At 48.9% G+C, this 14581-nt stretch carries 14 protein-coding genes; 6 read left to right on the top strand and 8 right to left on the bottom strand.

The features are described 5' to 3' along the window. Window positions 1–25: 25 nt before the first annotated feature. Together AC56AD_RS13415 and AC56AD_RS13420 are read right to left on the bottom strand one after the other, a co-directional pair. Window positions 26–718, bottom strand: a complete 693-nt coding sequence (locus AC56AD_RS13415) for a hypothetical protein (protein WP_012509292.1) — start codon at window positions 716–718, stop codon at window positions 26–28. 216 nt (window positions 719–934) lie between these two features. Next, window positions 935–1411, bottom strand: a complete 477-nt coding sequence (locus AC56AD_RS13420; protein WP_012509293.1) for a hypothetical protein — start codon at window positions 1409–1411, stop codon at window positions 935–937. 456 nt (window positions 1412–1867) lie between these two features. Between AC56AD_RS13420 and serB the strand changes: the two genes are divergently transcribed. After that, window positions 1868–3085: a phosphoserine phosphatase SerB gene (serB, locus tag AC56AD_RS13425; protein ID WP_012509295.1), complete on the top strand. Its 1218-nt coding sequence runs from the start codon at window positions 1868–1870 to the stop codon at window positions 3083–3085. 98 nt (window positions 3086–3183) lie between these two features. Here the strand turns inward: serB and AC56AD_RS13430 are convergent, their stop codons facing one another. The 4 genes from AC56AD_RS13430 to alaS all read right to left on the bottom strand — a co-directional run bounded on the left by AC56AD_RS13430 (window position 3184) and on the right by alaS (window position 8194). Continuing rightward, window positions 3184–3486: a 4Fe-4S dicluster domain-containing protein gene (locus AC56AD_RS13430; protein ID WP_012509296.1), complete on the bottom strand. Its 303-nt coding sequence runs from the start codon at window positions 3484–3486 to the stop codon at window positions 3184–3186. A gap of 51 nt (window positions 3487–3537) precedes the next feature. Next, window positions 3538–4032: a 4Fe-4S dicluster domain-containing protein gene (locus tag AC56AD_RS13435; protein ID WP_012509297.1), complete on the bottom strand. Its 495-nt coding sequence runs from the start codon at window positions 4030–4032 to the stop codon at window positions 3538–3540. 112 nt (window positions 4033–4144) lie between these two features. After that, window positions 4145–5503 carry an NAD(P)/FAD-dependent oxidoreductase gene (locus AC56AD_RS13440; RefSeq protein ID WP_012509298.1) on the bottom strand — a complete coding sequence of 453 codons (1359 nt, stop codon included), beginning with the start codon at window positions 5501–5503 and terminating at the stop codon, window positions 4145–4147. A 24-nt stretch (window positions 5504–5527) separates the two neighbouring features. Beyond that, complete coding sequence (alaS, locus tag AC56AD_RS13445; protein WP_012509299.1) at window positions 5528–8194, bottom strand: alanine--tRNA ligase; 2667 nt, start codon at window positions 8192–8194, stop codon at window positions 5528–5530. Window positions 8195–8462: 268 nt separating this feature from the next. Here alaS and AC56AD_RS13450 point away from each other — a divergent pair, with 268 nt between their 5' ends. From AC56AD_RS13450 to AC56AD_RS13460, 3 genes are all read left to right on the top strand, one after another. Further along, complete coding sequence (locus AC56AD_RS13450) at window positions 8463–8720, top strand: hypothetical protein (protein ID WP_012509300.1); 258 nt, start codon at window positions 8463–8465, stop codon at window positions 8718–8720. A 207-nt stretch (window positions 8721–8927) separates the two neighbouring features. Next, on the top strand, window positions 8928–10814 hold the full coding sequence (locus AC56AD_RS13455; RefSeq protein WP_012509301.1) for a 2-oxoacid:acceptor oxidoreductase subunit alpha: 1887 nt from the start codon (window positions 8928–8930) through the stop codon (window positions 10812–10814). Further along, the gene (locus tag AC56AD_RS13460) at window positions 10811–11842 is read left to right on the top strand and encodes a 2-oxoacid:ferredoxin oxidoreductase subunit beta (protein WP_012509302.1); all 1032 of its coding nucleotides are present in this window, start codon (window positions 10811–10813) and stop codon (window positions 11840–11842) included. The genes AC56AD_RS13455 and AC56AD_RS13460 overlap by 4 nt, the downstream gene beginning before the upstream one ends. A gap of 56 nt (window positions 11843–11898) precedes the next feature. Here AC56AD_RS13460 and AC56AD_RS13465 read toward each other — a convergent pair whose 3' ends face one another. Both AC56AD_RS13465 and AC56AD_RS13470 read right to left on the bottom strand, forming a co-directional pair. Then, window positions 11899–12906, bottom strand: coding sequence for an acetyl-CoA carboxylase carboxyltransferase subunit alpha (locus AC56AD_RS13465; protein WP_012509303.1), 1008 nt, complete (start codon window positions 12904–12906; stop codon window positions 11899–11901). 89 nt (window positions 12907–12995) lie between these two features. Further along, window positions 12996–13271, bottom strand: coding sequence for an HU family DNA-binding protein (locus tag AC56AD_RS13470; protein WP_012509304.1), 276 nt, complete (start codon window positions 13269–13271; stop codon window positions 12996–12998). Between the two features lie 221 nt (window positions 13272–13492). Between AC56AD_RS13470 and efp the strand changes: the two genes are divergently transcribed. Beyond that, on the top strand, window positions 13493–14059 hold the full coding sequence (gene efp, locus AC56AD_RS13475; RefSeq protein WP_012509306.1) for an elongation factor P: 567 nt from the start codon (window positions 13493–13495) through the stop codon (window positions 14057–14059). 52 nt (window positions 14060–14111) lie between these two features. After that, complete coding sequence (accB, locus tag AC56AD_RS13480; protein WP_012509307.1) at window positions 14112–14567, top strand: acetyl-CoA carboxylase biotin carboxyl carrier protein; 456 nt, start codon at window positions 14112–14114, stop codon at window positions 14565–14567. Window positions 14568–14581: the final 14 nt, after the last annotated feature.

Below are 14581 nucleotides of genomic sequence, written 5' to 3' on the forward strand. Positions count from 1 at the left end.
TTCTACCGTATCAATAATGTTTTGTTTAAAATATTAGAATTTGAATGTCTCCACTTCGCAACGCATACGATCTGTTTCGATAAATATACTCAATGGAAGTTCCCGTAGACGATAAAATCTTTTTTAGTTCAGGTATTTTTTTTTCTCCTTTGGGTGTATAAATAATCCAAGCTTTATTTGGTTTAAATTGTCGAGCTGCTTCTTTCAATTCGCTTGGAGTTGCTGATGATTTGAAGCCAAGTGACAAAAGCATATTAGATAGCTTAACGGATATATCCCTTTGATATGGTTTATAGAAAACCAAAATGGAATATTCGGAATTGTTCGCGAATAATTTTTCCTTTTGTTCTCTCTCTAAAGTTTTATCTCGAGAGAAAGTGACGCCTGGAACTGCTCGCTTGAGAGTGAGTACGTCTTGGGTTAAATTACTTAATTTAAGCTTTAGCTGTTCAATGCTACCGTTAACCTCTGCTGCTTTAACGCCTATTTCCTCTTTGGTTTCTTGATTATATTTTGCCTTAATGGTTCCATCAGAATTGACTGAAATCTCAAAAGAAGTCCAAATTGAAAGACCAATTAAAAACGAACCAAAGACGATCAGCACAATTCCGCCTACACCGAATATCTGCCGTTTCACATAGACAAAAACTGCGCTCAACAACAAACCGGAACCGAGCAGAAGACCAACAATAAATGCAATAATGTTGATTATTTTCATAAAGTCGACCTTTCTTTAATGAATTGCATAACGACACCGTTCAGCCGCCCGTGCGGGTGAAACCAGACTGAACACGCCAAACGCTGACGCGGGTCGGCTGGAACGGCGGGTTAGGCGGGTGGGCAGAGAGACAATGCCAGGGTTCATGAATTTTGCTCTTTTTATCCATTCGGCGCAATACGCGGAGTACCGTTATTGCGGCTTTAGGCACTGCTTTCATTTCCGTGTTGCCTTAATCATGGCTTTCAGGTTTGATGAAATTATTGATCTTAAATGTTCGCTTGATGAGTAGTATTGAACTCGAAGTGATGCTATATCGAAGTGAAGGGTGCTTCCTTCTTTTGCAATAAGCAATATATCATTTGCTTCATTTCCGACCCCATGAGCATACCCTAATTCGTAATAAACATTAGGGCGCTCATTAGTGAGATCACAAATTATAAATTCACAACGCTCAATTAGGTCGGTGATTTCTCGAATAATAAGGCCAGAACCCGTATTTTCGTCAACACGCTTGACCCGCAATTTAAGTTTTCGGCATTCATCTTTAATTGCCGTATATGCATCTGCCATTTCTTGACCCCGAAAAGGCATGATGACAAAAACTAATCCTAGCTCAAAATTTCCTTGGTCATCGGGATCGTAATCTGGCCTACCGAACTCTTGATCCATAAACGTGTGGTCTCGCCCCATTGATAGCCCTCTTTATTTGTTCCGCCTAACGACAAAGTTCAGGGGCGGAGCGATAGCGGAGTCCCCATTCCTGAATGGTTCGAATATCATATCTGCTTCACAATGAGTGAGCAGCGACCAGCATGTTTACTCGCATCGCAACAACAGCTTACTGAAAGTATAGCAAAATAATGTCCAGCCATCAAAATAATACGGCATAAAACCATCAGCAACTACACTGCAAACCACTGACATTCTGCCTGTGCCCGATGCCTGCCATTCGGTTATCTTCCCTGCTCCCGTTTTTGAAGGTTCCTGAAACAACACTATCTTGATGTTTTGCAATGCGATGTTGTTGTTCAACAGTCGAGCGGGATTGTCATGGGAGATGGCCACAATAAACGGCTCCATGACAGTTCTGCGGAATGGCTTGTCGATACCGCCTGTTGCGTAGGGCTAACCGTTAACCTCCCTGATATGAGCGAGCTTCTCCTTATCAATATTACCGGTCTGGATAAACCGGGTCTGACGTCGAAAATAACGGCGATTCTTGCTGATGCGAGGATACCGGTGCTTGATATCGGGCAGGCGGTGATCCATAACCATCTGAGCCTTGGCATGCTGGTTGAGGTGCCCAAGGAGTCGGCTTCGTCGCCTGTTCTCAAAGATCTGCTCTTCTGCGCTCATACGCTCGGGATACAGATCTCCTTTACACCGGTGCCTGATGAAGAGTACGGCCGTTGGGTCGGAGAACAGGGAAAGCCCCGATACCTGCTGTCGCTGCTGTCGAGGAAAATTTCTGCTGAACAGCTTAAGCGGGTATCGTCGATCATTGCCGAGCATAATCTCAATATTGATACCATCAATCGCCTTTCCGGGCGAATACCGCTCGATAACGGCGACAACCACACCCGCGCATGCGTAGAGTTCTCGCTGAGGGGAACCCTCTCCGATGAAAACCTTTTTCGCGAACAGCTTCTGGCCATTACTGACAGCCTTGGTATTGATATCGCCTTCCAGGAGGATAATATTTTCCGGCGGAACCGGCGGATGGTGGTGTTCGATATGGATTCGACCCTGATCACCTCGGAGGTGATCGACGAGCTTGCAAAGGAGGCCGGGGTCGGCGAGGAGGTTTCAGCCATCACCGAACAGGCTATGCGGGGGGAGCTGGATTTCAACGAGAGCCTGCAGCGGCGGGTGGCGCAGCTCAAGGGGCTTGACGAACATGTGATGGAGAGCATCGCCGCACGGTTGCAGCTTACCGAAGGCGCTGAACGGTTGTTCAGCAACCTGAAACGGCTCGGTTATAAAACCGCGATTCTTTCGGGAGGATTCACCTATTTCGGTCATTATCTGCAGAAAAAGCTCTCGATCGACTATGTCTATGCCAACACCCTTGAAATCGAGAACGGCTGCCTGACGGGAAGGGTGCTCGGCAGGGTTGTGGATGGAGCGAGGAAGGCCGAACTGCTCGAACTGCTTGCCGAAAAGGAGAACATCAGCCTTGAGCAGACCGTTGCCGTAGGTGACGGAGCAAACGACCTGCCGATGCTCGGCAAGGCGGGACTCGGCATCGCTTTCAGGGCGAAGCCTATCGTGCGGGAGCGGGCGAAACAGGCAATTTCAACGCTTGGCCTTGATGGAATCCTCTACCTGATGGGCTTCAGGGATCGGGATGAGTTGCCGGAATAGGGAGCTATACCAATGTTGATTCTGAGCTTGTATGCGTTTGACAATGAAATGACGTGCAGATTTATCGGTAAAACTGCACGGTCACTCTTTCGGATTCGTCAATCGACATATTCGACGAACCGCTCGAAATCCTCTTTACGCGGCAGGGTAATGGCTCCGGAGGGGCAGACGGGCTCGCAGCGGGTGCAGAGCACGATGCAGTTCCAGGGGTTGGCAACGGTCATTTTGGCCCGTTTGACCCCTTCTGGTTCGCCAAGGGCAAATACCCCCGGTTTGCAGAAGCCCTCACAGTCACCGCAACCGTTGCAGGCATCGGTATCAATGACGGGAAACCAGGCGATCTCCTCTCTTGGGGCGAGAAGCCTCTTTTTTTTCTTTGCCGATGAGGCTGAACCGCTCATGATACGCTCCGTTTTATGTTTTCCTTTCGATATTCTCCGGCTGGCTTGCTGTCAGTCCAGATATTCCACGAAGCGCTCGAACTCCTCTTTCGGAGGGAGAGTAATTGCTCCTGAAGTGCAGATGGGCACGCACCTGGTGCAGAGAACCAGGCATTTGTAGGGATGCGCAACAATAAGTTTCGGTCGGCAGATACCCGCAGGATCTGGCGCTCCCAACTCGAAGACACCGGGTTTGCAGAGCACCTTGCAGTCGCCGCAGCCGTTGCAGAGTTCCGGCTTGATCACAGGGTACCAGGCGATCTCCTCTCTCGGAGCGGTCAGCCGCTTCCGTTTTTTTGTGGCATCCTGTTTGTGCGATGTCGTTTTAGCCGGCAGCGTCACCTGTTCGGGCATCTGCGGTGAACAGGCCGTATCGACTTCGAACTCCTCCTCTTTCTGCATCGCGCGCGATTTGAGCGCAAGGCGCAGAGAGCGGACAAGTTTCAGGGCGCATCCTTCGCAGGATGGCTTTTTGCATCGGCCAAAAAAGCAGTCAAGAAGCAGCATAATCGATCAATAGTCGTTCCTTTTTCCCGGCACAGACGGCACAGAGAGCCTTCGCCTGAGCGGCAACATGCTCAGGCGGCATTGCTCTTTTCCCTGCCGGGTATTTCATCTCTTATCGAGAGCTTCGTAGTTTTTTGGCCACCGCCTCGGCCGCCTTGATGAGGGGATAGCCCGTTGGTGGACCGGTGAGCAACGGATGGGTACCGACCTGAAGGGTGAGCACCTCATGGATGGTCATCTTGTTTTCGATAATGAGCCCGATAACATTGATCAGCTCTCCCGCACTGACCCCTCCGACCACCGCTCCGCCAAGCACAAGCCCGGAATCGCGGTTGACGATGAGCTTGACAAACTGGCTGCAGGTATCTGGCAGGGACTTCGGATGCTTGTCGATGCCTTCTGCCGATGCGGATATGACGTCAAACCCTCGATCAAGGGCAAGGTGCTCGGTAACACCGGCCGCAGCGAAAGTTGTACCTCCGATTGCGGTTGAAAATATTGATATGGTGCCGCTGAAGGTTCTCAGCCGCGACAGCCCGTAGAGGTTCATACCGGCAATTCGGGCCTCGGAACAAGCGGTAGAGGCAAGCATCAATCCTTTTACGATACGGGTGATGAAGGAAAACTTTTCGGCACAGTCGCCGACTGCAAAGATATCCTTGTCTTCGGTACGCATGTACTCGTCTACCCTGATGGCTCCGAGCTCATTGATTTTTATGCCGGCTTTTCGGGCAAGCTCCACATTGGGAGCATATCCGGTTGCAAGAATGACCGCGTCGGCGGCAAGGCGCTCTCCGTTTTCAAGAAGCACTTCCGAAACCACACCCTCGCCGATGAGTTCGCTGACTTTCTCACCCGTTCTGAGTATGACGCCATTATCTGTCAGGATTTTTTCGACCTTAACGGAAAGATCGTCATCAAATGCAGCATTCAATACATGGGGCATGACCTCAACCACCGTAATCTTCTTGCCTTTCTTGCGCAGTTCATCGGCAATTTCAACGCCGATAAATCCTCCTCCGATAATGACAATCGTGGTGCACTGTTCCAGTTTAATACGAAGATTCTCCAGATAGTCACGATCCTTGGGAATGGTAAAGACATTGCCAAGAGCTGTACCTTTCAGCCAGGAGGGGACTTTCGGCATGGAACCGGTTGCAAAGACAAGCTTGTCGAAGGTTATTTGTGTACCATCGGCTGTGGTTGCAACTTTGGCTGTGCGGTCAACAGCAACAACTTCATCAATAAAAAGCTCTACTCCGGCCTGTTCGATATGCGCATTGGGAATAATGTTCTGGCTGATACTCTCCAGTGTTCCATAAATGTAGGGTATTCCGCAGGGGACAACGGCTTCGCGCTCCCGACGGACCACAAGAAAACTTTTGGCCGGGTAAAACGCTTTTCCGGTTGAGGCGGCAACAATACCTGCCGCACTTCCACCTATAACAAGGACATCAATATTTTTCTTCATCTGTAGTATTTCTGCATTAATTAGTTATATCGTGCCCGTTTTTTCCCGGATTGCGGCAAGAAAGGTGTCAAATGCCTTCTGTATACCTTCCGGATTTTTACCTCCGGCTGTTGCGAACTCGGGTTTGCCACCGCCGCCGCCATGCACGCATTGTGCAGCCTCGCGGATCAGTTTGCCGGCATCAATACCAAACTCCCGGACAGCTTTGTCGGAAGCAAAACTGACCAGCGCTATTTTTCCATCTTCCACACTGCAAAGCAGCCCTGCAACTGAGGTGGCCTGATCGCGGAGGGCAAGCGCTGCCTGACGAAGGGTGTCGCCGTCTACCTCTTCGAGCACTTTGGTCATGACCCGGCAGCCACTGATATCGGGAGATGCGTCAAGCTCGGCAGTCAAGCTGGTGACAAGCGAGCCTACCCTGCTGCCGCTCAGCTCTTTTTCCAGCTCTTTTTTTGCATCCATCAGGGCGACAATTTTTTCGAGTACGGGTTCATCCCCTTTTGCTTTAAGGAGATGACGCACTTGCTGAAGTTCATGGTACTCTTTCCACAAGAGTTTTTCTGCCGCTTTTCCGGTGAGCGCTTCTATACGTCGAACGCCTGATGCTACCGATGATTCACTGACTATCTTGAAGAGCCCGATACGTCCGATATTGTCTGCATGGGTGCCGCCACAGAGTTCGACGGAGATTCCCGGAATTTCAATAACCCGTACCCGGTCGGCATATTTGTCGCCAAAAAAGGCAAGCGCTCCCATGGCAATGGCGTCATCGTAGAGAACATCGGCATGTTTCTGCACGGGTTCTGCTCGGCGGATATGGTCGTTCACGTCGGCTTCAACGGCCTCAATCTCTGCTTCGGTCATGCGGGAAAAATGGCTGAAATCGAAACGAAGGCGTTCGGCATTGACATATGAGCCCTTCTGCTGGACATGCTGCCCCAGAATCCTGCGGAGCGCACTGTGCATGAGGTGTGTAGCGGTATGGTTGCACTCGGTATCCTGGCGCAAATGACGGTCTACTGAGGCTTCAGCAGAAAGCTCCTTCTCATCGAGCTGGAGATCATCAACACTGATTGGCGTATCCAAAATCTTGTCGAAGGCTTCGGTAACAAGATGAACAATGGCATCGCCATCCTTGATGGTATCGGATACCTGAAGACGATAGGTGGCGCTCTCTATCCAGCCCCGGTCTCCAACCTGGCCGCCACTTTCAGCATAGAAGGGGGTACGGTCGAGTACCAGAAGCAGCTTTCCCTGGAGATGCTTGATGCCGGTAATAAGCACGGGCATCTCAAGCTGGTCGTAGCCTGCAAACTCCGAGCGATGCACGTCGCTGAACCAGAGCCATTGCGATCCGTCATCCTGTACCTGATGTTTTTCCTTGCGGTCGGTTCTTGCTCGGGTTTTCTGCTGCTGCATGCAGTGTTCAAAACCTTCACCGTCAACAGAAAAGCCAACATCGGAGGCCATCAGGCGGGTCAAATCGAAGGGGAAGCCATAGGTGTCGTAGAGTTTGAAGGCATCTTCACCGGTAATGGTTGTGCTGTTGGCTGAGCGGACTTGCTCAATAACTTCGTTGAATATCTCTATACCCCGGTCGAGGGTAACGATGAAACTTTCCTCTTCGGCCCTGATGATTTTACTGACAGTCTCCTGCTGTTTGCGCAGCTCGGGAAAGACATCTCCCATTGAGGCAGCTAATGTACCGACAAGCTGATGCAGAATGGGTTCGTTATAGCCGAGATTTTTGGAGTAGCGGAGTGCCCGGCGGAGTATGCGGCGAAGCACGTAGCCGCGACCTTCGTTGGAGGGCATGGCTCCGTCGGAAAGGGCAAAGGTGAGGGTACGGGCATGGTCGGCTATAACCCTCATGGCTATGTCGAGGGGATCGTCCATGGATGCGCCGTAGCGGACACCGGTAATTTCGGTGATGCGGTCGAAGAGTGGCTGAAAAACGTCGGAGTCGTAGTTTGACCCTTTTCCCTGCAATACGGCGGCAACGCGCTCGAAGCCCATGCCGGTATCGACATGTTTCATGGGAAGCGGTTCAAGGGAGCCGTCACTCTGCCTGTTATATTGGATAAAGACAAGATTCCAGAGTTCGATGACCCGGTAATCGCCGACATTGACAAGGCTGTGGCCGGAACCATCTTCGGTCAGATCGATATGAATCTCGGAACAGGGGCCACAGGGGCCGGTTTCACCCATCTCCCAGAAATTGTCTTTTTCACCGAAACGGATAATGTGATCAGGATTTATATCTGTTGCTGTTTTCCATATCTGAAAGCTTTCATCATCATCCTGATAGACGGTTGCGTAGAGACGCTCTTTCGGCAGCTTCCATACATCGGTCAGCAGTTCCCATGCCCAGGTTATGGCCTCTTGTTTGTAGTAATCTCCAAATGACCAGTTACCGAGCATTTCAAAAAAGGTGTGGTGGTAGGTATCCCTGCCAACATCTTCGAGGTCGTTATGCTTGCCTGATGCCCTGATGCATTTCTGGGTATCGGCTGCCCGTACATAGGGCCTTGATCCTTTTCCCAAAAAAACATCCTTGAACTGGTTCATTCCGGCATTGGTGAAGAGAAGGGTGGGATCATCGGCAGGAATAACCGGAGCTGAACGAACGATGGTGTGAGCTTTTTGAGCGAAATAATCCAAAAAAGATTGTCTGATTTCCCAGGATTTCATAGAGACTTTGGTCTGTGTTACAATGCCTTGCGCGACGCCGCTTCACCAGAAACAGCTTCACGAACGTACTTAAAGTTACTCTTTTTTAGCGCTTGTTGCCAACTTAAAATTTCTTGCTCTCAGGCAAGACTTTCCCTGCGCTGAAAAAGATGCATGGATGCCACAGGTGAAATATTTTCTTTTTTTACAAAAATTATATTGAGTAAGTTAAATGCGGTCTTTTTGGTAGCCGATTTTTTTCATGGTTATAATCAACAGGAGTACACCTATGAGTTGGGGAGTAGAAGATCAGCAACGGCGAAAGGATATCCTTGAACTGATGGATATCTCTGCAAAAATCATGAAGGCGAATCCCAATCATGTCAATGAGGTTTCCAAAAGTGCCACCGGGTGTTGGATGGAGCAGGTTTATGGCATACAACGCTGTGATTTTTGTGATTTATCTCCTGATTGCCCTATTCTGGAAGAACAGGAGTGGCAGGATTACCTGAAGAAGAATAATATCGTCATCGAAAAAAATTCTTAGCTAAAACGACCGAAGATTTGTTTTAACCCATAAAAACCTTTATATTTGCCTCCTGCAGAAGACCGGGGTGTTTTTTTTCTGTCTTCTCTTTACCCACCAATAGTACATTTCACCAGATAGCAACTCAATGACCTCCGTGCGGCGATGATCATTGACACGGGGATTTTTTTGCTGTTTACTAACCTTGAAAAGTAATTAACAGGGACAATGACTGATACAAAAAAGACAACCAGACAGGTCAATGTGACGTCGAAAACCAGTGTCTCCGTGCTTTTTGCTGGAGATTCGGGTGATGGTATGCAGTTGACTGGTACTCAGTTTGCCAATACGGTGGCAACTCATGGGACAGAGCTGAATACATTCCCGAATTTTCCATCCGAAATACGGGCTCCAGCAGGGACTATTGCCGGCGTATCCGGTTTTCAGCTCCAGTTCAGCAGTAAACCGGTCTATACACCGGGCGCCCGGTTCGATGTCATGGTGGCGATGAACTCTGCTGCATTGAAGGCAAATCTGAAAGACCTCCACCGTGGCGGTATTATTATTGCAGGTACTGAAGGGTTCGATGAGAAAAATCTGAGACTCGCAGGCTATCCCGAAGGGGCTGATCCCCTGCATGATGGTTCTCTCGATAACTATATCGTTTTTCCTGTACCGGTACTACAGCTTACCCGTGAAGCGCTGAAAGAGAGTGGACTGAGCAGCAAGGAGGTTGACCGCTGCAAGAATATGTTTGTTTTAGGGTTACTCTACTGGCTCTACACGCTTCCGCTTGAAGGAACGATGGAGACGCTTCAGACGAAGTTTCAGAAAAATGTCTGGATGGCCGAAGCCAATATCAAGGCGATGAAGGCTGGTTATTTCTTTGGCGATGAAACCGAGCTTTTTGCAAACCTTGGCCGTTTCGATATTTCACCGCAAAAACAGCATGGCATCTATCGCAGGGTTACCGGAAATGAGGCCTGTGCTATCGCTCTGACCGCTGCTTCCAAAAAAGCGGGACTTGAGCTCTTTCTTGGTTCGTATCCGATCACTCCGGCCACCGAGATCTTGCAGACTCTGGCCAAAAAGAAAAAGTATGGCGTAAAAACCTTCCAGGCTGAAGATGAAATTGCCGGTATTGTGAGCAGCATCGGTGCCGCCTACGGTGGTGCGCTTGCCGCTACAAATACCTCTGGCCCCGGACTTGCACTGAAAACTGAAGCTCTCGGCCTGGCAGTCATTCTTGAGGTACCTTTGGTTATCATCAATGTTCAGCGGGGCGGCCCGTCAACCGGTCTGCCGACGAAACCGGAACAGTCTGATCTGTTCATGGCTCTTTACGGTCGCCATGGCGAGGCGCCACTTCCGGTGCTTGCTGCACGCTCTCCTGTTGACTGTTTCTATACCACCTATGAAGCTGCTCGAATTGCCGTTGAGCATATGACGCCGGTTATTTGTCTCTCGGACGGTTATCTTGCGCTGAGTTCAGAACCCTGGAAGGTCGAAAGTCCGGAGAATCTTGCTGAAATCACTCCCCGTTTTCAACCGGCAAGAGAGCCGGAAGATGCTCCTTATCTGCCCTACAAACGGGATGATCGTCAGGTTCGCTCCTGGGCTATCCCCGGAACCAGGGGGCTGGAACATCGTATCGGCGGACTTGAAAAGCAGAATGAAACCGGCAACGTCTCCCATGACCCCGAGAATCATGAGCTGATGACAAAAATTCGTGCCGAAAAAATTGCACGGATTGCCGACAGTATTCCGCTTCAGAGCATTGATAATGGTGCGTTGAGTGGTGATTTGCTTGTGCTTGGATGGGGATCGTCATACGGCGCAATCAAAACCGCTGTTGAACAGGCTATCGAAAAGGGGTACAACGTTGCTCATGCACACCTTCGCTATATCTTTCCCTTCCCGAAAAACCTTGGCGAAATTCTCGGAAACTATAAAAAGGTGTTGATTCCCGAACTGAATAACGGACAGCTTATCCATATTATCCGTGATACCTTCCTGATCGCCCCTGAAGGTTTTACCAAGGTGCAGGGAGTACCGTTTAATGAGATGGAAATACTGAATAAAATCACCGACCTTCTAAAGGAGCTTCAATCATGACCGATAACGATACCATAATGAAAGCCTTACCGGTTCTTACCGCAAAGAATTTTGCTTCCGATCAGGAGCCTAAATGGTGTCCTGGTTGCGGTGATCATGCTATACTGCAACAGATAAAAAATGTTTTGCCGGAACTGGGTGTTGCGCCGGAAAACATCGTCTTTGTTTCTGGTATCGGATGCTCCTCGCGTCTCCCCTATTACCTTGCCACATATGGCGTTCACGGCATTCATGGCAGAGCGCTGCCCATGGCAACCGGACTGAAAGTGGCTCGTCCTGATTTGAGTGTATGGGTTGGAACGGGTGATGGTGATGCGCTTTCTATCGGCGGCAACCATTTCATTCATACCCTGAGACGAAATCCTGACCTTAATGTTCTTCTCTTCAACAATGAAATTTATGGTCTGACGAAAGGTCAGTATTCGCCAACATCAAAAATAGGGTTGCGTACCGTTACCTCTCCATCCGGCGTTATTGATCACCCGTTTAATACGGCTGCTTTGACGATTGGTTCCGGCGGCTCTTTCTTTGCGAGAGCTTTTGACCGTGACGGCAAGTTTCTCCGCTCGATTCTTCAGCGCGCTGCACTGCACAGGGGGACTTCGCTGGTTGAGATTTACCAGAATTGTCCCATTTTCAACAATGCTGCGTTCGAAGCATTTGCCACTCCTGAGAATAAGGCCAGTAATACTATCTACGTTGAACAGGACAAGCCTTTTGTTTTCGGAAAGGATAAAAATCGCGGAATCATGCTTGACGGATTCAAGCCTGTTGTTGTTGATCTCGATAAAGATGAGTTCTCCACCAGCGACCTCTGGATTCACGATGAAAAAGATATCAACAAGGCATCTATTCTTGCCCGCTTTGCAGACGATGAGGCTCTTCCAAGACCTTTCGGCGTCTTCTATGCTGAGGAGAGGGTAACCTATGAAGATGCTCTTTCCCAACAGATCAGGGATGCACAGAAGAATGCGTGCGGAACGCTTGAGGAACTGCTCAAGGGAGAAAACTCTTACGAAATCAAGTAGAAATACTACTCGTTCAAATGAAAAAAGCCGGCACTGATGCCGGCTTTTTTCATTTGTTATTCTTCTTCATTCCAGACACCCATGGATGAAAATTTTTCTATCCTCTCATGGACAAGCGTTGCCGGATCTTTCGGCAGCAGCGCTTTCAGCTCTTCAATCAGTATCTCTTTCAATGTGGCAGCCATTACGTCAGGGTCGGTATGGGCTCCCCCTACAGGTTCAGGAATAATCCTGTCAATAATACCTTGCGAAAGAAGATCAACAGCGGTGAGCTGCAAGGCTTCGGCTGCCTGCTCTTTATACTTCCAGCTTCTCCAGAGAATGGAGGAACAGCTTTCAGGTGAAATAACCGAATACCAACTGTTTTCAGCCATAAGAATACGATCACCAACACCGATCCCGATAGCGCCTCCGCTTGCACCTTCACCGATAATCACACAGATGACAGGGACAGTCAGTTTTGCCATTTCATAGAGGTTCCGGGCAATCGCCTCCGCAGTCCCCCGCTCCTCAGCTTCTATTCCAGGAAATGCTCCGGGTGTATCGATGAGTGTAATGACTGGTTTGCGGAATTTTTCGGCAAGTTGCATCAAACGAAGCGCCTTGCGATATCCTTCAGGCTGAGCCATGCCAAAATTGCGGTAGAGATTGGACTTGGTATCGCGGCCTTTCTGATGACCGATGATCATGACTGGCTGCGAAAAACCTGTCGCGCTCTCTTCAATGCGGGCAAAACCGCCAATAATGGCTTTGTCATCGCTGTAACGACGATCTCCCGCGAGTTCAAGAAAATCACGGGTCATCAGGTGAATGTAGTCGAGAGTATAGGGTCTTGCCGGATGACGGGCAAGTTGTACCTTCTGCCAGCGAGTAAGATTTTTATAGATCGAACGTCGCAGGGCGTCAACTTTCAACTCGAGTGTCTCTATATCATGATTGAGCATCTCCGTTTCAGACGGGGATTGCTCCCTCGTGCTGTTCCTGAGACACTGACGCATTTCGTCAAGTTTGGCTTCAAGCTCAAACAGTGGTTTTTCAAAATCAAGGACAACTTTCGTGGCCATAGTGCTGCAACATTAGTGATAAAAAAAGCCCATCAAGCAAAAAGGCTTCTGATGGGCTAAAAGCAGGCAACAATGCGGAATATCGAGGTTCAACCGCAGATTCCGTCCCTCAACGCTTTGCCGGGTTTAAACTTGACAACATTTTTTGCGGCAATGGTAATAGCTTCACCAGTCTGTGGATTCCGCCCCAACCTTTCAGCTCTCTTTCCTACAGCAAATGTTCCGAAGCCGACAAGAGTGACATCATCACCGTCTTTCAATGAATCTATCACAACATTGATAAAGGCATTCACCGCACGCTCCGCGTCAACTTTGGTCAGTTTTGCCTGGTCGGCAATTTTCTCGACTAACTCAGCTTTTGACATATGACATGTTTATTATTGTTATTAAAGTAAAAGAAGCTCTCTGGGCCATCGCCCAACTTTCTCTGAATTTAAACAGTAGGTGACAAACATGCAATCGCTTTTTACCATTATCATTGTTTGGTTTCACGGCACTTTGTATTCGTCCGGCACTGTGTTATATTTAGGTTCGTTTAACGGGGAAAAACCCTGTGATTTGTACAAGACAATTTTTTATCCGGCTTATGATTTCAATCAGTAACGTATCAAAAGGTGCAATTATTCGCTTCAAGGGTGAGCCTCACAGTATCGAAAGCCTTATGCACCGGACTCCGGGTAACCTGCGTGCCTTTTACCAGGCTAACATGAGAAACCTGAAATCAGGCAGAAATGTTGAATACCGTTTCAGCGCTACAGAGTCCGTTGATGTGATCATCACCGAACGGAAACAGTATCAGTATCTTTACCGGGATGGCAGTGATTTTGTCATGATGGACAGTGAAACCTTTGACCAGATTAACGTGCCGGAAATCGCAATCGGATCTGCGTCCCGTTTTGTCAAGGATGGAATCACGGTAACTATTGTGTTCTCGGACGATGCATCGATTCTTGGCGTTGAACTCCCCACTTTTGTTGAAGTTGAGGTAACTGAAACCAGTCCTGCATCCAAGGATGACAGGGCAACCAGCGGAACAAAACCGGCGATGGTTGAAACCGGTACGGAAGTCAGCGTCCCTATGTTCATCCAGACCGGGAGTATTATTCGTGTCGATACCCGAACTGGTGAGTATATTGAAAGAGTCAAAAAGTAATTTTCTGCAGGATTTTTCATGACGAACGTTCACAAACCAAGTTACTATTATCATGGACTTTAACGAAATCAGGCAGCTCATTGACATCATCAATGGCTCAGATCTTCAGGAAGTAATTATCGAAGAGAGTGAATTTAAAATAATCCTGAGGCGTTCTTCCGCCACAGGGACACTTCAACAGGTTCCCGTAACTGCACCGCCTGCCTTGCAAGCCCTTCCCCTGGCTTCGTATGCCCCACCTCCGGCAGTCAAGTCTGAACCCGTCACCGACCTTATCGAGTCCCGCTCGCCAATCGTTGGAACATTCTACCAGTCATCGTCCCCTGATTCTCCTCCCTTTGTTGCCATCAATGACACGGTTAAAAAAGGAGATGTTCTCTGTATTATCGAAGCCATGAAACTGATGAACGAAATTGAAGCTGAGGTTTCTGGAACTATTGTTGAAATTCTTGTTGAAAACGGACAGGCCATCGAGTACGATCAGCCGCTGTTCCGTATTAAACCATAAACATTCATCCAGAA

The organism is Pelodictyon clathratiforme (assembly GCF_982375515.1).

What these genes read in the sequence shown, in the direction of transcription:
- efp (WP_012509306.1), top strand. Translation starts at nt 13,493, where the DNA reads ATGATTTCAATCAGTAACGTATCAAAAGGTGCAATTATTCGCTTCAAG.
- AC56AD_RS13450 (WP_012509300.1), top strand. Translation starts at nt 8,463, where the DNA reads ATGAGTTGGGGAGTAGAAGATCAGCAACGGCGAAAGGATATCCTTGAA.
- AC56AD_RS13470 (WP_012509304.1), bottom strand. Translation starts at nt 13,271, where the DNA reads ATGTCAAAAGCTGAGTTAGTCGAGAAAATTGCCGACCAGGCAAAACTG.
- serB (WP_012509295.1), top strand. Translation starts at nt 1,868, where the DNA reads ATGAGCGAGCTTCTCCTTATCAATATTACCGGTCTGGATAAACCGGGT.
- AC56AD_RS13455 (WP_012509301.1), top strand. Translation starts at nt 8,928, where the DNA reads ATGACTGATACAAAAAAGACAACCAGACAGGTCAATGTGACGTCGAAA.
- AC56AD_RS13435 (WP_012509297.1), bottom strand. Translation starts at nt 4,032, where the DNA reads ATGCTGCTTCTTGACTGCTTTTTTGGCCGATGCAAAAAGCCATCCTGC.
- AC56AD_RS13430 (WP_012509296.1), bottom strand. Translation starts at nt 3,486, where the DNA reads ATGAGCGGTTCAGCCTCATCGGCAAAGAAAAAAAAGAGGCTTCTCGCC.
- AC56AD_RS13465 (WP_012509303.1), bottom strand. Translation starts at nt 12,906, where the DNA reads ATGGCCACGAAAGTTGTCCTTGATTTTGAAAAACCACTGTTTGAGCTT.
- AC56AD_RS13420 (WP_012509293.1), bottom strand. Translation starts at nt 1,411, where the DNA reads ATGGGGCGAGACCACACGTTTATGGATCAAGAGTTCGGTAGGCCAGAT.
- alaS (WP_012509299.1), bottom strand. Translation starts at nt 8,194, where the DNA reads ATGAAATCCTGGGAAATCAGACAATCTTTTTTGGATTATTTCGCTCAA.
- AC56AD_RS13415 (WP_012509292.1), bottom strand. Translation starts at nt 718, where the DNA reads ATGAAAATAATCAACATTATTGCATTTATTGTTGGTCTTCTGCTCGGT.
- AC56AD_RS13440 (WP_012509298.1), bottom strand. Translation starts at nt 5,503, where the DNA reads ATGAAGAAAAATATTGATGTCCTTGTTATAGGTGGAAGTGCGGCAGGT.
- AC56AD_RS13460 (WP_012509302.1), top strand. Translation starts at nt 10,811, where the DNA reads ATGACCGATAACGATACCATAATGAAAGCCTTACCGGTTCTTACCGCA.
- accB (WP_012509307.1), top strand. Translation starts at nt 14,112, where the DNA reads ATGGACTTTAACGAAATCAGGCAGCTCATTGACATCATCAATGGCTCA.